Annotated in this window: 15 protein-coding genes; 7 read left to right on the top strand and 8 right to left on the bottom strand. The window is 70.8% G+C overall.

The window, feature by feature from the left end:
• The first annotated feature begins 143 nt into the window (after window positions 1-143).
• Together ACZ4WZ_RS05360 and ACZ4WZ_RS05355 are read left to right on the top strand one after the other, a co-directional pair.
• A complete protein-coding gene (locus tag ACZ4WZ_RS05360; RefSeq protein WP_467885335.1) occupies window positions 144-794 on the top strand; it encodes an HAD family hydrolase in 651 nt (216 codons plus the stop codon).
• Between the two features lie 204 nt (window positions 795-998).
• Window positions 999-2,120 carry a globin domain-containing protein gene (locus tag ACZ4WZ_RS05355; protein WP_467885332.1) on the top strand — a complete coding sequence of 374 codons (1,122 nt, stop codon included), beginning with the start codon at window positions 999-1,001 and terminating at the stop codon, window positions 2,118-2,120.
• Between the two features lie 32 nt (window positions 2,121-2,152).
• Here the strand turns inward: ACZ4WZ_RS05355 and ACZ4WZ_RS05350 are convergent, their stop codons facing one another.
• The 4 genes from ACZ4WZ_RS05350 to ACZ4WZ_RS05335 form a co-directional block, all read right to left on the bottom strand.
• Window positions 2,153-2,632, bottom strand: coding sequence for an NUDIX domain-containing protein (locus ACZ4WZ_RS05350; RefSeq protein ID WP_467885330.1), 480 nt, complete (start codon window positions 2,630-2,632; stop codon window positions 2,153-2,155).
• Between the two features lie 60 nt (window positions 2,633-2,692).
• Window positions 2,693-3,589, bottom strand: coding sequence for a LysR family transcriptional regulator (locus ACZ4WZ_RS05345; protein WP_467885328.1), 897 nt, complete (start codon window positions 3,587-3,589; stop codon window positions 2,693-2,695).
• 182 nt (window positions 3,590-3,771) lie between these two features.
• Window positions 3,772-4,950, bottom strand: coding sequence for a cystathionine gamma-lyase (locus ACZ4WZ_RS05340; RefSeq protein WP_467885326.1), 1,179 nt, complete (start codon window positions 4,948-4,950; stop codon window positions 3,772-3,774).
• 62 nt (window positions 4,951-5,012) lie between these two features.
• Window positions 5,013-5,390 (bottom strand): phage holin family protein, encoded by a 378-nt coding sequence (locus ACZ4WZ_RS05335; protein WP_467885323.1) that lies wholly within the window; start codon window positions 5,388-5,390, stop codon window positions 5,013-5,015.
• A 94-nt stretch (window positions 5,391-5,484) separates the two neighbouring features.
• Here ACZ4WZ_RS05335 and ACZ4WZ_RS05330 point away from each other — a divergent pair, with 94 nt between their 5' ends.
• The 4 genes from ACZ4WZ_RS05330 to ACZ4WZ_RS05315 all read left to right on the top strand — a co-directional run bounded on the left by ACZ4WZ_RS05330 (window position 5,485) and on the right by ACZ4WZ_RS05315 (window position 7,838).
• Window positions 5,485-5,802: a cupin domain-containing protein gene (locus tag ACZ4WZ_RS05330; protein ID WP_388932715.1), complete on the top strand. Its 318-nt coding sequence runs from the start codon at window positions 5,485-5,487 to the stop codon at window positions 5,800-5,802.
• Between the two features lie 233 nt (window positions 5,803-6,035).
• Window positions 6,036-6,263 (top strand): DUF5326 family protein, encoded by a 228-nt coding sequence (locus ACZ4WZ_RS05325; protein WP_467885319.1) that lies wholly within the window; start codon window positions 6,036-6,038, stop codon window positions 6,261-6,263.
• 284 nt (window positions 6,264-6,547) lie between these two features.
• Window positions 6,548-7,294 carry an IclR family transcriptional regulator gene (locus ACZ4WZ_RS05320; RefSeq protein WP_467885317.1) on the top strand — a complete coding sequence of 249 codons (747 nt, stop codon included), beginning with the start codon at window positions 6,548-6,550 and terminating at the stop codon, window positions 7,292-7,294.
• 94 nt (window positions 7,295-7,388) lie between these two features.
• Complete coding sequence (locus ACZ4WZ_RS05315; RefSeq protein WP_467885314.1) at window positions 7,389-7,838, top strand: SsgA family sporulation/cell division regulator; 450 nt, start codon at window positions 7,389-7,391, stop codon at window positions 7,836-7,838.
• Window positions 7,839-7,875: 37 nt separating this feature from the next.
• Here the strand turns inward: ACZ4WZ_RS05315 and ACZ4WZ_RS05310 are convergent, their stop codons facing one another.
• Entirely contained in the window at window positions 7,876-9,336 is a 1,461-nt protein-coding gene (locus ACZ4WZ_RS05310) for a YibE/F family protein (RefSeq protein WP_467885311.1), read from the bottom strand.
• Window positions 9,337-9,514: 178 nt separating this feature from the next.
• Here ACZ4WZ_RS05310 and thiC point away from each other — a divergent pair, with 178 nt between their 5' ends.
• Entirely contained in the window at window positions 9,515-11,302 is a 1,788-nt protein-coding gene (gene thiC / locus ACZ4WZ_RS05305; RefSeq protein WP_467885308.1) for a phosphomethylpyrimidine synthase ThiC, read from the top strand.
• 133 nt (window positions 11,303-11,435) lie between these two features.
• On the opposite strand, the gene ACZ4WZ_RS05300 is transcribed toward thiC, so the two are convergent.
• The 3 genes from ACZ4WZ_RS05300 to ACZ4WZ_RS05290 all read right to left on the bottom strand — a co-directional run bounded on the left by ACZ4WZ_RS05300 (window position 11,436) and on the right by ACZ4WZ_RS05290 (window position 14,979).
• Entirely contained in the window at window positions 11,436-12,251 is an 816-nt protein-coding gene (locus ACZ4WZ_RS05300; RefSeq protein WP_467885305.1) for a hypothetical protein, read from the bottom strand.
• A 149-nt stretch (window positions 12,252-12,400) separates the two neighbouring features.
• Window positions 12,401-13,648, bottom strand: coding sequence for a metallophosphoesterase (locus tag ACZ4WZ_RS05295; RefSeq protein ID WP_467885906.1), 1,248 nt, complete (start codon window positions 13,646-13,648; stop codon window positions 12,401-12,403).
• 215 nt (window positions 13,649-13,863) lie between these two features.
• Complete coding sequence (locus ACZ4WZ_RS05290) at window positions 13,864-14,979, bottom strand: LacI family DNA-binding transcriptional regulator (RefSeq protein ID WP_467885302.1); 1,116 nt, start codon at window positions 14,977-14,979, stop codon at window positions 13,864-13,866.
• Window positions 14,980-15,065: the final 86 nt, after the last annotated feature.

Raw genomic sequence — 15,065 nt, 5'->3', positions numbered from 1 at the left:
CCTCGGCTCGTGTCGCACATGGCCTGTTTCACGTGAAACATGGCTGGGTCACCGCGTCGGCCGCGCCCCAGGGGCCGCCCTTTTCGCCGGCTGCCGCCGAGGGGAGTGCCCCCGGCGCAACGGACCCGCTAGCCTCGGCGGTTATGACTTCGCTGCACCTGTTCGATCTCGACGGGACCCTGATGTACGGCTCGGCCGCGCCGGTGGAGATCTCCCGGCAGCTCGGGGTGGACACCGAGATCGCCGCGCTGGAGCGGGCCTTCAGCGCGCGGGAGATCGGCCCGCACGATTTCTCGGTGGCGGCCCGGGAGCTGTGGGCGGATCTGACGCCGGCGCACGTCCGGGCGGCCTTCGACGGGGCACCGTGGCTGGCGGGGATCCAGGAGGTCTGGACGGAGATCCGGGGCCGCGGTGACTACTGCGCGGTGATCTCGCTGTCCCCCTCGTTCTTCGTGGAACTGCTGCTGGAGTGGGGCGCGCACGCCGCTCACGGCTCGGTCTTTCCCGAGGTGCCCTTCACCCGGCCCGTCGACGTGACCGGGATCCTGACGCCGGAGCGCAAGGTGGAGGTCGCGGACCAGCTGTGCGCGCGGTTCGGGGTGGGCCGCACCGACTGTGTCGCGTACGGGGACTCCATGACCGACGCGGTGCTCTTCGAGGTGGTGCCGCGCTCGGTGGCGGTGAACGCGCGCCCGTACCTGGCGGAGCGGGCCACCCATGTCTACGAGGGCCGTGACCTCCGGGAGGCATACCAGCTCCTGGGCACGGCACGCCCGGAAGTCAAGGCATCTTAAGGGGAAAAGGGGGTTCGAAACACCGTTTTTTCCATTCGCCCGCCGCGTTCCCCGTCGGCTGGCACGCTATTAATCCCGGAACCACGGATTCGAGGCCGTGGCGTGTGAGACCCGACCGAGATGCTCGAAGCGAGGCACCGCATGGACGCTCCGCCCACCAGACCGGCCAGACCGAGGGGCTGGATACCCTCCGGGGGCGGTGCGATGGAGCCCTCCCCGGACGCCGTTCTCATCCGCCGTACCCTTGCCGAGATCGCACCCGTCGCGGACAAGGTGACCTCGTACTTCTATGCGCTGGTCTTCACGCGCCACCCCGAGGTCCGGGAGTTGTTCCCCGCGGCCATGGACGTCCAGCGTGACCGGCTGCTGAAGGCCCTGCTGACCGCCGCCGACCACATCGACGACCCGGCCGTACTGACCCCGTACCTCCAGCGGCTCGGCGCAGGCCACCGCAAGTACGGCACCGTGCCCACCCACTACCCGGTGGTCGGAGAAGCGCTGCTCGGCGCGCTGGCCCGGTACGCGGAGGTCACCTGGGGGCCGGAGACCGAGGCGGCATGGGTGCGCGCGTACACCGCCATCTCGCAGACGATGATCGACGCGGCGGCGGAGGACGAGGCCAGGGCACCGGCCTGGTGGCACGCCGAGGTGGTCTCGCACGACCTGCGCACCTCGGACATCGCCGTGCTGACGGTCCGCCCCGACCAGCCGTACCCCTTCCTCGCCGGCCAGTACACCAGTCTGGAGACCCCGTGGTGGCCGCGGGTCTGGCGGCACTACTCCTTCGCCTCGGCGCCCCGCGCGGACGGGCTGCTGTCCTTCCACGTGAAGGCGGTCCCGGCGGGCTGGGTGTCCAATGCCCTGGTACGGCACGCCCGGCCGGGCGACGTCCTGCGGCTGGGCCCGCCGGCCGGTTCGATGGTGGTGGACCACAGCACCGACAACGGGATGCTGTGCCTGGGCGGCGGTACCGGCATCGCCCCGATCAAGGCACTGATCGAGGACGTCGCCGAGCACGGTGAGCGGCGCCCGATGGAGGTCTTCTTCGGGGCGCGCAGCGATCACGACCTCTACGACAAGGACACCCTGCTCGGGTTGCAGCGCTCCCACCCGTGGCTGTCGGTGCGCCCGGTGGTCGGCGAGGGGCTGGCCGGACAGCTGCCGCAGGCGGTCGGTGAGCACGGGCCCTGGAGCTCGTACGACGCCTTCATCTCGGGGCCGCCCGCGATGATCCGCAACGGTGTGGACGCGCTCAAGCGGATCGGGATCCCCGGAGAGCGCATCCGCTACGACGCCCTCGAGGAGCTGGCGGGCGTGGCCGGCTGAGACGGTACGGAGCCGCCCGCTCCCCGGAGGCGTCAGCCCAGGTCGGGGGCGTGCATGGCGCGGACCCCCTCGATGTTGCCGTCGAGGTAGTGGCGCAGTGAGAGCGGAACCAGGTGGACGGCGGCGATGCCGACACGGCTGAAGGGCACGCGGACGATCTCGTACTCGCCCTGGGGATCGTCGACTTCCGGGCCGTGCCGCTGGCCGGGGTCCATCGATTCGAGACGGCAGACGAAGAAGTGCTGGACCTTCACCCCGGTCACTCCCCCGTCGGTGATGTGCTCGACGGTGTCGACGAAACACGGCACCACATCGGTGACCTTGGCGCCGAGTTCCTCGTGGAGCTCTCGGTGGAGGGCGTCGACGACGGTGTGGTCCGAGGCCTCCACGCCACCGCCCGGCGTGAGCCAGTACGGGTCGACGCCTGGCTTGGTGCGCTTGATGAGGATCAGGTCGTCACCGTCGAGCAGGATCGCGCGGGCGGTGCGTTTGACCACGGGACGTTCGGTCATGGGAGAAGAGTGGCCCGCGCCCGCCCGTCTGAAACGCGTCAGCGGCCGGAAACGAGGGGCTCACCAGTGCGCGGCGGCGCGCAACAGCCGATCGTGGGCCCGGGCCAGGTGGGCGAGCGCCAGGCTGCCCGCCCGGACGACGAGGAACCAGGTGCGCAGCGGCGGGACGGCGGGATCCAGCAGGGAGACGACCTCACCGCGGTCGAGGGCCTCCTGGCACAGGTAGCGGGGCAGGACGGCGAGTCCGGCGCCGGCCAGGACGCATTCCAGGACCGCCCGCAGGTCGGGGGCCACCACCCTGGCGGCGGTGTCGGGTGCGGAGTCGAAGACGGTGGCCCAGTAGCGGGTGACCAGCGGCAGGCTCTCGTGGACCTCGACGACCGGGATCCCGTCGAGCGCCGCGGGGCCCGAAGCGCTCAGTGCGGCGGGGTCGGCCAGGGCGGCCCAGTAGGGCGCGGCCACCAGCACCTGTTCCTCGTCGCAGAGGACGCTCGCGGTGAAGGGGCCGCCGCGTGGACGGGAGGTGGTGACGACCAGGTCGTGCTGCCCGGCGGCCAGCCCGGCGAGGTTCTCCTCGGCGCCGGGCACCAGGGCGGTGCGCAGGGTCTGGCCCTGGCCGACCAGGGGTGCGAGCGCGGGCAGTACGCGCAGGCAGAGGAATTCCGGGGGCCCGGCGAGGTGCAGGGTCCGCAGGGCTCCGGCGGCCTCCCGTTCGGTCTCGGCGATCCGGAGCAGCGCGTCGAGGTGAGGGGCGGCCTTGTGGGCCAGCTCGTCGCCGACGGCCGTGGGGGTGACGCCCCGGGCACGCCGGTGGAACAGGGGCCGGCCGAGCTGCCGTTCCAGGGTGCGGATCTGCGAGGTGACAGCGGGCTGTGACAGCCCGAGGAGCGTGGCGGCCCGGGTGAACGAGCCTGCCCGGTGCACGGCGACGAAGGTGCGCAGCAGGGCCAGGTCCATGGCGGCCCCTCTCGGTGGGGGCCTTCAACTATAAATATGCCGATAGGCCCCTGTCGTTACCGTGATTGGACTCTGACGCTGAGTCAACTAGCCTTGTCAACGTGGTTCTTCTCGCGGGGAACCCGGCGCGGTCCGAGCCACCAGGGGGGAGGCTCGGACCGCTTTCCTTCTTCCTCCGCCGCTCAGGCCCCGGCGGCCGCCGAGTCGAGGGCCCGGAGCACGTCCGCGACCAGGTCCTCGGGGTCCTCGGCCCCGGCGGAGAAACGGATGAAGCCCTCCGGCACGGCGTCGCCGCCCCAGCGTCCGCGCCGCTCCGCGGTGGACCGGACTCCGCCGAAGCTCGTGGCGTCCTCGACCAGGTGCAGAGCGGTCATGAAGCGCTCCGCGTGCGCGCGGTCCGGGAGGACGAACGAGACCACCGAGCCGAAGCCGCGCATCTGCCGGGAGGCCGTCTTGTGGGAGGGGTCCGAGGCGAGGCCCGGGTAGCGGACCCCGCTCACCTCGGGCCGGTCGGCCAGCACCTCGGCCACTGCCAGCGCGTTGCCCCACTGGCGTCCGGCCCGCAGCTGGAGGGTGGACAGGGAGCGATGGGCCAGCCAGGCCTCCATGGGGCCCGGGATCGCTCCGACGATCTTGCGCCAGCGGCGGATGCCCGCGGCCAGTTCCGGGTCGCGGCAGACGACGTAGCCGAGCAGCAGGTCCCCGTGGCCGGTGAGCCCCTTGGTGCCGCTGGCGACGGAGAAGTCCGCTCCCAGTTCCAGGGGCCGCTGTCCGAGCGGGGTCGCCAGGGTGTTGTCGACGGCGACCAGGGCGCCCGCCGTGTGCGCGGCCCGCACGAGGCGGCGTACGTCGCACACGTCGAGGCCCGGGTTGGACGGGGTCTCGATCCACAGCAGCCGGGCCCCGTCGAGGGCGGCGAGCTGCGCGTCCTGGCCGGTCGGCGCGGTGCGCACGTGGACTCCGTACGCCTCGAGCTGTTCGCGGACCAGGGGCAGCGCCTGATAGCCGTCGGAGGGCAGGACGACGGTGTCGCCGGTGCGGGCCTGTGAGAGCAGGACGGCGGAGACGGCCGCCATTCCGGAGGCGAAGACGACGGTCTCCGCCCCTTCCCCGTCCGGTGCCTCCAGTTCCCCGATGGCCCGTTCCAGCAGGGTCCAGGTGGGGTTCGTGTCGCGGCCGTAGGTGTACGGGCCCGAGACCTCGCCCGGGAGGTGGAAGTGGGCGGCGAACACCGGGCCGGGCAGCGGCGGTTCGTTCTTGACGGGCTCGGGCAGCCCGGCGCGCACGGCGCGCGTGCCGTCGCCGTACGGGCCGGGCGCGGCCGCTGCTCCGGCGGTCCCGCCGGGGGTGTGCTCGTTCACGTGGTGTGCTCCTTCACGGCGGTGCGTACGGCGGCCGGCGGACCGGTGCTCGGCGGGCCCGTTCAGTGCTTGTCGGGCAGGGCCAGGTTCACGGCCCAGGAGACGACGGAGATGATCAGGCCGCCGAGTACGGCGGTCCAGAAGCCGTCCACGTGGAAGCTGAGGTCGAACTGCTCGGCCAGCCAGGAGGTGAGCAGCAGCATCAGGGCGTTCACGACCAGGGTGAACAGACCGAGCGTGAGGATGAACAGCGGGAACGAGAGCAGCTTCACCACCGGCTTGACGATGAGGTTGACCAGCCCGAAGACCAGCGCGACCAGGATCAGAGTCAGCGCGCGGCGGCCCAGGCTGCTGCCGTCGTCGAGGGTGATCCCGGGCAGCCAGATGGCGACGGCCAGAGCCGCCGCGTTGGCGAGCGTCTTGACTACGAAATTCGTCATGTGTCTGATCGTGGCAGAGAAGATCCGGGCCGGGCATCGGCAGATCGGCGGATCCCGGGGCACCACCGGGCAAGAGCAAGGGGCACAGCGAAAGATGAAGGCCTTCCGGCTGGACGAGCTCGAGGCGGAGCGGGCCGCCAACGACGGCGCCTATCTGCAGTTCCTCCGGGAACGGAACATGTCGGTCGGGCTGTACGCGCTCGATGCCGGGCAGAGCGACCCGCAGCAGCCGCACCGTCAGGACGAGGTGTACTTCGTGGTGAGCGGCAGGGCCTCGATCACGGTCGGGGAGGAGACGACGGTGGTGGCGAACGGCAGCGTCGTCTACGTCCCCGCGGGGGTACCGCACAAGTTCCACCACATCACCGAGCCCTTGAAGGTGATGGTGGTCTTCTCCCCGCCGGAGGGCTGAGCACGGGTCGGGCGGCCGTCGGACTGAGGGTCGTGCCCCTGATCCCCCTAGGGGGCGGGTCAGGGGGTTCCGGGGGCTCGTGGACCCCTGTGCGGCGCGGCCGGCTCCTAGCATCGAGAGCGAGGAAAGAAACGGACCGGCGGAGACCGACGGACCCACGAGATCACCGGCTCACGAAGCCGCGGACTCACGGGCCGCGGGTCACGGGTCACGGACGAGGAAGAGGTAGGAACATGGACGGGATCCGAGCGATGTTCGCGGGTATGCCCTGGTGGGTGAAGTGGGTCGCCGTTCCGCTGCTGGCACTCTTCGTCTTCGGCGGAGTGATCACCTCCATCCTCGGCACGCTGATCTCGTTCGCCTTCAAGCTGCTGCTCTTCGTCGCCCTCGTCGGCGGCCTGGTGTTCGTGGTCAAGAAGTTCACCGGCAGTGGGCCGAAGGCCTCCTCCAGCGACTGGTAGCACCAGGCCCGCCCCGCCCCCAACGGGTCAGGGGATTAACCCAGGCGGGGGAACGGGACCGGCCAAACCGCCCACACGCCGGGAACCGGTGGATACAGTGGCAATCTGTGCCGTTCCCTGGGCGCCGATACCTCCGCTCGGAACGGGCGGTCGCGTCGGGGCAACAACTGAGCACGACCCCCAGGAGCCGCGGCACACGCGGGGGCGGCCCCCGCAGGGCGGGCCACCCCGAGGCCCGCTGCCACGCCTGGGGGTGAGCTTTGTCTTCGGTTCACAATCCCGGTGTGCCGACCCTGATCGGTTCGGTGCAGCGGGCGTTGCGGCTGCTGGAAGCGGCGGGGTCGCATAGCGGGGGAGCCCCGGCGAAACAGCTGGCGCGCGAGGCCGGGCTCCCGCTCCCCACCGCGTACCACCTGCTGCGCACGCTGACGCACGAGGGCTATCTGCGCCGGCAGAGCGGGGTGTTCGTGCTCGGCGACGCGGCCGGCCGGCTGGCGGGTGGCGGGCTTCAGCAGAAACGTCGCAGCATGATCCTCGACTCGCTCGCGCACTTCCGCGACACGGTCGGGGCCCCCGTCTACTTCGCGGTGTTCCGCGAGGGTGAGATCGAGATCGTGGGTGTCTCGGACACTCCGGCCAACCCCGTCTGCGAGGAATGGGCCGACGTCCGCGCGACCGGCCACGCCCACGCCATCGGCCAGTGCCTGTTGGGCCAGCTCGACGAGAAGACGCGCAAGGACTACTACGAACGGCACCCGGTCGAGAGCATCACGCCCTACACCGTGCGGGACGCGCACGCCCTGGAGCAGCGGATCGGCTCCCGGGAGCGGATGCAGCCCGTGATCGAGCGTCAGGAGTACGCCCTGGGCACGGTGTGCGCGGCGATCCCGCTCACCGTCGGCGATATCGCCGCAACCGTGGCCATTTCTCTCCCCCTGCACCAAGAAGACCGGTTGCTCTCCGCTGTCGATCGACTACGGAGTGAAGTAGGCGCGCTGTTCAGCACCCTCTCCTTCTCTATCAGTATCTGAAAACTCACTCCTTGTGATCTGCTGCCGCTTCCACCACCCTTGTCAAGAGGCCCTGGGGGATCATTCCTGGCCACTTCCACTACAGGGGTAGGCAATGCGCGATTCGGTACAGGCAGAGGTCATGATGAGCTTCCTCGTTTCCGAGGAACTCGCGTTCCGGATCCCGGTGGAGCTGCGGTACGACGCCCGTGACCCCTACGCGGTACGCCTCACCTTCCACCTTCCCGGAGACGCGCCCGTGACCTGGGCGTTCGGCCGGGAGCTGCTTCTCGACGGCATCAACAAGCCGAGCGGTGACGGTGACGTGCACATCGCGCCCACCGACCCGGAGGAGCTGTCCGACGTCCACATCCGTCTCCAGGTCGGCGGCGACCGGGCCCTCTTCCGCGCGGGCGCGGGGCCCCTCGTCGCCTTCCTCGACCGGACCGACCGGCTCGTTCCGCTCGGTCAGGAGCGCAGTCTGGGCGACTTCGAGGAGAGCCTCGACCAGGCGCTCGGCAAGATCCTCTCCGAGTCGCAGCAGGACGAGCGGAAGGCCGGCTGAGGGGCGGAGCCGCAACGGTCCCGCCCCGTCGAGTCCTTCAGCGCTTGCGCCGCCGCCGGCCCCGGCCGCCGCGGGCCGGTCCGGCGGCCGGTCCCGCGGCCACGCCGCCCGCGGCCCCCGGCCGGTCGGCGGAGACCACCAGCGCCGCCAGGGCGGTGGTCACGGGCACCGAGGCCACGAGCCCGATGGAACCGACGAGGGTCCGTACGATCTCCTCGGCGACCAGCTCGCTGTTGGCCACCGTCCCCATGCTGCTGTTGGCGATCGAGAACAGCAGCAGGAGCGGCAGCGCGGCGCCGGCGTACGCCAGCACGAGGGTGTTCACCACCGACGCGATGTGGTCGCGGCCGATCCGGATGGCGGCCCGGTACAGGGCCCGCGGGCCCATCGCCGGGTCCGCCTGGTGGAGTTCCCAGACGGCCGACGTCTGAGTGACGGTCACGTCGTCGAGCACACCGAGCGATCCGATGATCACGCCCGCGAGCAGCAAGCCGCTCATGTCGATGCTCGGGTAAAGCCCGTGGATCAGCCCGGTGTTGTCGTCCGTGTTGCCGCTCAGGAACGCCCAGCCGATGAACAGCGAGCCCAGCAGGCCGATCAGCAGGAGCGAGACCAGCGTGCCGAGGACGGCTACCGAGGTCCGAGCCGTCAGCCCGTGGCACATGTAGAGGGCGATCAGCATGATCGCGCTGGCTCCAATGACCGCGACGAGCAGCGGGTTCGAGCCCTGCAGGATCGCCGGGAGGATGAAGAGCGTCAGTACCCCGAAGCTGACCACGAGCGCGATGAGGGCGAACAGGCCGCGCATCCGGCCCACCACGACGACCGCGACGGCGAAGATGCCGGCCAGCAGCGCCATCGGGAACTTCCGGTTCAGGTCGATCACCGAGTACTGGAGATCCCGGGGCGCGTCCGGCGCGTACGCCACCACCACCTCCTGGCCCTTCTCCAACTGCCGTGGCGCACCGGGCTGGACGATCTCGAAGAACGCCCGGCCCCGTTCCGGGCCGCTGGTCACCTCGATGGTGGCCTTCTTGCACTCGCCGGTCCTGGCGGCCTGCGCCTCGCGCCCCTCGGGGGTGGAGGTGTCGCCCGTGGGAGGGACCTGCGAGGCGTTGACCGATTTGCAGTCCACCTTCGCGAGAGCGACGACCTTGCCCTGTTCGGTCTGGCGGTCGAAGCCCACACCGGTGCGTTCGTGCGCGGGTGCGCCGCCGGGCCAGAGCACGGCCATGCCGATGAAGACGGCGGTGGCGAAGGGGATCAGGACGGCGGCGATCACCTTGCGCAGGTGCTTGGAGACCGGAGCCGCCGGCCCGTGGCCGTGGCTGTGTCCGTGCCCGTGGCTGTGGCCGGAGGAGTGCCCGAGGGAGGGCGCGGCCGCATCCCCGTGGGACGCGTGCTCGGGGCCGGTGTGGCCCATGGGCTCTGTGGGTTCGTGGGGGGGCTGCGGCGAGGACGTCACCGGCAGATCATCGCAAGAGATGAGGGGGCCCACTGTTCAGCACGCCACACACGACGCTAACGTGGGGGCTACTTTGCACAACGCGGGAGCTCGGAGCACCGGGCTGAGAGGGCGCTGATCACCGTACGCGCATGAGAATGCGTACGGGAGGAGGCTGCGCCGACCGCCGAACCTGTTACCGGGTAATGCCGGCGTAGGGAGATCAGGTCTCATGACCATTCAGGACGCACGCACGCCTGCCGTCAGCCAGAACGCCGACGGCCAGACCGAGCGCCAGCCCGGCTGGCACAAGGGATACCTGGCGGGCTCCCGCCCGGACATCCGGGTGCCGGTCCGCCAGGTCCACCTCACCAACGGCAAGGACGTGACGCTCTACGACACGTCCGGGCCGTACACCGACCCGCAGATCGAGACCGACGTGCGCCGGGGCCTGCCCCCGCTGCGTGAGCACTGGATCATCGGCCGGGGCGACACGGAGGAGTACGCGGGGCGCCCCGTCCGTCCCGAGGACGACGGCATCAAGCACACCTCTCCGCGCGGGGGCCTCAAGAACCTGGACGCGGTCTTCCCGGGCCGCCCGCGCCAGCCCCGCCGGGGCCGCGGCGGCGCCGCCGTCACGCAGCTCGCGTACGCCCGCCGGGGCGAGGTCACCCCGGAGATGGAGTACGTCGCGATCCGCGAGAACGTCTCCCCCGAGGTCGTCCGTGAGGAGATCGCCGCGGGCCGCGCGGTGCTTCCGGCCAACGTGAACCACCCGGAGATCGAGCCGATGATCATCGGCAAGAGGTTCCTGGTGAAGGTCAACGCCAACATCGGCAACTCCGCCGTCACCTCCTCGATCGAGGAGGAGGTGGAGAAGATGACCTGGGCGACCCGCTGGGGCGCCGACACGGTCATGGACCTCTCCACCGGCCGCAACATCCACACCACCCGCGAGTGGGTGCTGCGCAACTCTCCCGTCCCGATCGGCACCGTGCCGCTCTACCAGGCACTGGAGAAGGTCGACGGCAGGGCCGAGGACCTGACCTGGGAGATCTACAAGGACACGGTCATCGAGCAGGCCGAGCAGGGCGTCGACTACATGACGGTCCACGCCGGCGTGCTGCTGCCGTACGTGCCGCTGACCGCCCGTCGCAAGACCGGCATCGTCTCCCGCGGCGGCTCGATCATGGCCGCGTGGTGCCTGGCGCACCACAAGGAGAACTTCCTCTACACGAACTTCGAGGAGCTCTGCGAGATCCTCGCGACGTACGACGTCACCTACTCGCTGGGTGACGGCCTGCGTCCCGGATCGATCGCGGACGCCAACGACGCCGCGCAGTTCGCGGAGCTGAAGACGCTGGGCGAGCTGAACACCATCGCCAAGCGGCACAACGTCCAGACGATGATCGAGGGCCCGGGCCACGTCCCGATGCACAAGATCAAGGAGAACATCGACCTCCAGCAGGAGATCTGCGAGGAGGCGCCGTTCTACACGCTCGGCCCGCTGACCACGGACGTGGCGCCCGCGTACGACCACATCACCTCGGGCATCGGCGCCGCGATGATCGCCTGGTGGGGCACCGCGATGCTCTGCTACGTGACGCCCAAGGAGCACCTGGGCCTGCCCAACCGGGACGACGTGAAGACCGGGGTCATCACGTACAAGATCGCCGCCCACGCGGCGGACCTGGCCAAGGGCCACCCGGGTGCCCAGGAGTGGGACGACGCCCTGTCGGACGCGCGGTTCGAGTTCCGGTGGGAGGACCAGTTCAACCTGGCCCTCGACCCGGACACCGCCCGTGAGTTCCACGACGAGACGCTCCCGGCCGAACCGGCCAAGACCGCGCACTTCTGCTCCATGTGCGGTCCGAAGTTCTGTTCGATGAAGATCTCGCAGGACATCCGCCGTGAGCACGGCGGTGACCTGAAGGCCGATGAGATCGAGGCGGGCATGGCGGAGAAGTCCGCCGAGTTCGCGGCCTCCGGCAACCGGGTCTACCTGCCGCTGGCCGACTGATCCGTGTGGGAAGGGCTGACCGACGGGATTCCGGGGGGAGTCGTCGGTCAGCCCCCCGCCGAGCCGGGACAACCGGTGAACACGGGTGGATGTTTCACGTGAAACGGGCCCGGCCTCCCGGTGGAGGACGGCCTCACTCCCGTTCGTGGCCCGTGCCGCCGAAGTCCGGGCTGGTGAAATCCGGCGAGCTGTAGCCGGGGCGGGGTCCCTCGGAGGACCGGCCGGGACTGGTGAAGTCCGGCGGGGTGTAGCCCAGGCTGGGGATGCGCCCGGCGCCCGGGGTGCGCGGCACGGGGTAGCCCGGTCCGGCGGTCGGGTCGGCCAGGGCGTCGCGCAGGAAGGGCACGATGCCGCGCTCCAGCAGCGCGTTGCGCCAGGCTTCCCGGGCGCGGGAGAGCTCGTCGGGTATCGACACGCTCTCCTCCGCCGCCACCTCCGTGGAGCTGTTGCGCAGGGCCGTCACGAGCAGCGCGATCACCGCGAAGAGCAGGGCGGCCACGGTGAGCCCGCCGAAGAGCCAGCCCGCCGTCAGCATCGTCTCGGCGAAGGCCGGAGCGGGCTCGATCATCTTGAGGCCGTAGCCCACCAGCAGGAAGATCAGCATCGCGGTGCCCGCCAGCACCGGTGCCAGTACGCCGACCACCGCGCTCACGCCGGCCCCGTCGTCCTGGTCCTCGGCGCCGTCCTCGGCGCTCGTCCCCGGGGCGGACAGGACCGCGTCGCGCAGTTGCTCCCGCACTTTCACGTAGTGGTCGTACTCGGCGGCCGCGGCGGCGGTCAGCAGTGTGGTGGCGGCCTGGGCCATGGTGCGCAGCTGTTCGGCGTTCAGCCGTTCGCCCAGAGTGGCGAGTTCGGGCCGTTGGTCCGCGGTGCGCAGCGCCTCGTCGAGGAGCCGATCGAACTCCGGTCGGTCTTCGGTGAGCAGGTGCGGAGCGCTGGTCATGTGCATCCCCCGATGCTCCGTACGTGCCGGTATGCCCGCGTAGATCCGGGGATCCGGCGTAAACGGAGGAGAGCCTGCTACGGATAGAGCGATGGTAGAGCGCCCCTGCCACGCCGTGACAAGGGCTTTGCTGAAATACCCCGCTCCGAGAACGCTCAGTCGCGCAGAGGTAGTTGAACGACGAGCAGCTTGCCCGCCATCGTCACGCCGCCGTCCATGGCGATGGCCAGCCCGTCGGCGTACACGTGCGGCCCGTCCACGGCCTCGGGGCCGTGGGAGTCGTCGCCGTCCTCGGTGCCGACCTCGCCGAGCAGGTAGGGGATGGGGCTGTGGCCATGGACGACGCGGCCGCCGCCGTAGGTGGCCAGGAGTTCCCGTACGGCCTGGGGGCCGGTCTCCTCGTCGCGGAAGGCGAACCGCTTGGTGAACTTGCGGAAGAGGTCCCAGGTGATGTCGGCGTCGTTGCGGTTGAGCAGCTCGTGGATGGTGTCGTTGACGTCCTCGATGGAGTCGCCGTAGTCGAGGTACGCGGTGGTGTCGGAGTGCAGGAGCAGGTGGCCGTCCTGCAGGGTGGCCGCGTCGAGGCGGGACATCCACTGGAGGTGGACGTCCTCCAGGCGCTCCATGTCGGCGCGCTGGCCGCCGTTGAGCAGCCAGGCGGCCTGGAAGGTGGCGGTGCCGGCGCCGGAGGACACGGGGGTGTCGCCGAAGCGCTTGGCGCCGATGAGGAGCAGCTCGTGGTTGCCCATCAGGGCCTTGCAGTAGCCGCCGGCGGCGGCCGCCTCGGCGGAGAGCCGCATGACGAGGTCGATGACGCCGATGCCGTCGGGGCCCCGGTCGGTGAAGTCGCCGAGGAACCAGAGCCGGGCGTTGCCGGCGGACCAGCGGCACTCGGCGTCGATGAGGTGCTGCGCCTGGAGTTCGCTGATCAGCTCGTCCAGGTATCCGTGGACGTCACCGACGACGTAGAGGGGGCCGGGACCGGAGCCCGGGACCTCCTGGGGGACGTACTGGACCTGCACCGTGTGGCCGGGCCCGCTCGCCGCGCCGCGGCCGATGACGGGGAGGTCGCGCTGCGTGGGCGTGTAGCCGTCGTCAGCGCCGTCGGCGTCCTCGTACTCGACGTCGCCCGCGGCGCGCTGCTGCGGGACGGTGTCCGTGCCGGGGCGGGCGTGGGGAGCCATGGCGGGCCGCGCGGGGGAATACCCGGGCCGAGGGGGCGCGGGGGGCGCGCTCTCCTCGTAGTACGCGGGGTACTCGCCGTACACGGGGGGCTCGCCGGACAGCGCGGCCGGCGCGGTGTACGGCGCGGGTTCGGAGACCGGCACCCGGAAGTCCCGCAGCGTGTCCGTCCGCATCGCGGGTCCCTGACCGGCCCCCTGAGTCATCGACCCCTCCACCACCGTCGCGCTGCCGTACACCTGCGGACCCCCTCACCTCCTGGGCGGAGGGTCCGTGATGTCGTGCGCCCATCATAGGAATGCGGCTCGCGCTCTGTGACGCACCAGGGGTAGTGAATCCTGGCCGGAGCCGTTCCTTCCTGCCCTTTTCTCCCGATTTCAGTGTTGTTGAAATCCTCGGCGGGGCCGACGGCCCCGCCGATGTGAGGATGCGGAGGTCAGTCCTGGGCCGGTGTGCGCGGCGGGCTGACGGTCGTCCGGGGCGTTCTGCGCTGCGAGGAGGTACGGATGATCAGCTCGGTGGGCACGACCTGCTCGACGGGGCGTCCGGTGTCCACTCCCTCGATCGCGTCGATCAACAGCTGCACGACGGCGGTTCCGATGCGGCGGGGTTTGAGGGAGAGTGTGGTGATGGGCGGTTCGGTGTTGGCGTAGACGGTGGATTCGCTGCAGCAGACGAGGAGCAGGTCTTCGGGGACCCGCAGCCCGTAGCGCCGGGCGGCGGCGAGGAGGTCGGTGCCGTTGGGGTCGAAGAGCCCGTAGACGGCGTCCGGCCGGTCGGGGCGGGCGAGGAGCCGGTCGGCGGCGACGGCGCCGGCGCACGGGTCGTGGGCGGGGTAGGACTCGTAGACAGGGTCCTGGCCGACGCGTTCGCACCAGTTGAGGTAGGCGGTCGTGGAGAGCCGGGTGTAGGTGTCGGTGGTGGTTCCGGTCAGCAGCCCGATGCGGCGGGCGCCGGCGGCGGCGAGGTGGTCGAGGAGGCCCAGTACGGCGGCCTCGTGGTCGTTGTCCACCCAGGCGGTGACGGGGAGGGTGCCCGCCGGCCTGCCGTCGGAGACCACGGGCAGGCCCTGGCGGACCAGCTCGCTGACGACCGGGTCGTGGTCGGAGGGGTCGATGACGACGGTGCCGTCGAGGGCCACGTTGGACCAGACGTCGTGTCGTGAGGTGGCGGGCAGGATGACGAGGGCGTAGCCGCGGGCGAGCGCGGCGGAGGTGGCGGCCCGCGCCATCTCGGCGAAGTACGCGAATTCGGTGAAGGTGAAAGGTTCATCCCCGTACGTGGTCACGGTCAGGCCGATGAGGCCCGACTTGCCGGTACGGAGGGTGCGTGCCGCGGCGGAGGGGCGGTACCCCAGCCGGTCGGCGACTTCGCGAACGTGGCGGCGGGTGGCGTCCGGCAACCTCCCCTTGCCATTGAGCGCGTCGGAGACGGTTGTGATGGACACGCCCGCCGCGGCGGCCACGTCCCTGATTCCGGCCCGGCTCTGTCGGCCGCCGACCCGCCGGGTGGTCTCGGTCCGGCTCACCTGATGCTTCCCTGCTGCTGTCATGGCGAGCCGATAGTAGGGCTCGCGGGGCAGGGTGGTTCAGGTGCATATGCACGCGTTGACAGGCACGATTCTGCTTGGTTCGCCAC

The sequence above is a fragment of the Streptomyces sp. NPDC029122 genome, assembly GCF_055569445.1.
The sequence above is the reverse complement of the archived record's forward strand: the minus strand, read 5'-3'. Positions and strand labels throughout refer to the sequence as shown.

Excerpts from the sequence above, each read along its gene's own strand:
- ACZ4WZ_RS05345 (WP_467885328.1), bottom strand. The coding sequence starts at position 3,589 with ATGGACCTGGCCCTGCTGCGCACCTTCGTCGCCGTGCACCGGGCAGGC.
- ACZ4WZ_RS05325 (WP_467885319.1), top strand. The coding sequence starts at position 6,036 with ATGGACGGGATCCGAGCGATGTTCGCGGGTATGCCCTGGTGGGTGAAG.
- ACZ4WZ_RS05335 (WP_467885323.1), bottom strand. The coding sequence starts at position 5,390 with ATGACGAATTTCGTAGTCAAGACGCTCGCCAACGCGGCGGCTCTGGCC.
- ACZ4WZ_RS05350 (WP_467885330.1), bottom strand. The coding sequence starts at position 2,632 with ATGACCGAACGTCCCGTGGTCAAACGCACCGCCCGCGCGATCCTGCTC.
- ACZ4WZ_RS05330 (WP_388932715.1), top strand. The coding sequence starts at position 5,485 with ATGAAGGCCTTCCGGCTGGACGAGCTCGAGGCGGAGCGGGCCGCCAAC.
- ACZ4WZ_RS05315 (WP_467885314.1), top strand. The coding sequence starts at position 7,389 with ATGCGCGATTCGGTACAGGCAGAGGTCATGATGAGCTTCCTCGTTTCC.
- ACZ4WZ_RS05290 (WP_467885302.1), bottom strand. The coding sequence starts at position 14,979 with ATGACAGCAGCAGGGAAGCATCAGGTGAGCCGGACCGAGACCACCCGG.
- ACZ4WZ_RS05355 (WP_467885332.1), top strand. The coding sequence starts at position 999 with ATGGAGCCCTCCCCGGACGCCGTTCTCATCCGCCGTACCCTTGCCGAG.
- thiC (WP_467885308.1), top strand. The coding sequence starts at position 9,515 with ATGACCATTCAGGACGCACGCACGCCTGCCGTCAGCCAGAACGCCGAC.
- ACZ4WZ_RS05300 (WP_467885305.1), bottom strand. The coding sequence starts at position 12,251 with ATGCACATGACCAGCGCTCCGCACCTGCTCACCGAAGACCGACCGGAG.
- ACZ4WZ_RS05360 (WP_467885335.1), top strand. The coding sequence starts at position 144 with ATGACTTCGCTGCACCTGTTCGATCTCGACGGGACCCTGATGTACGGC.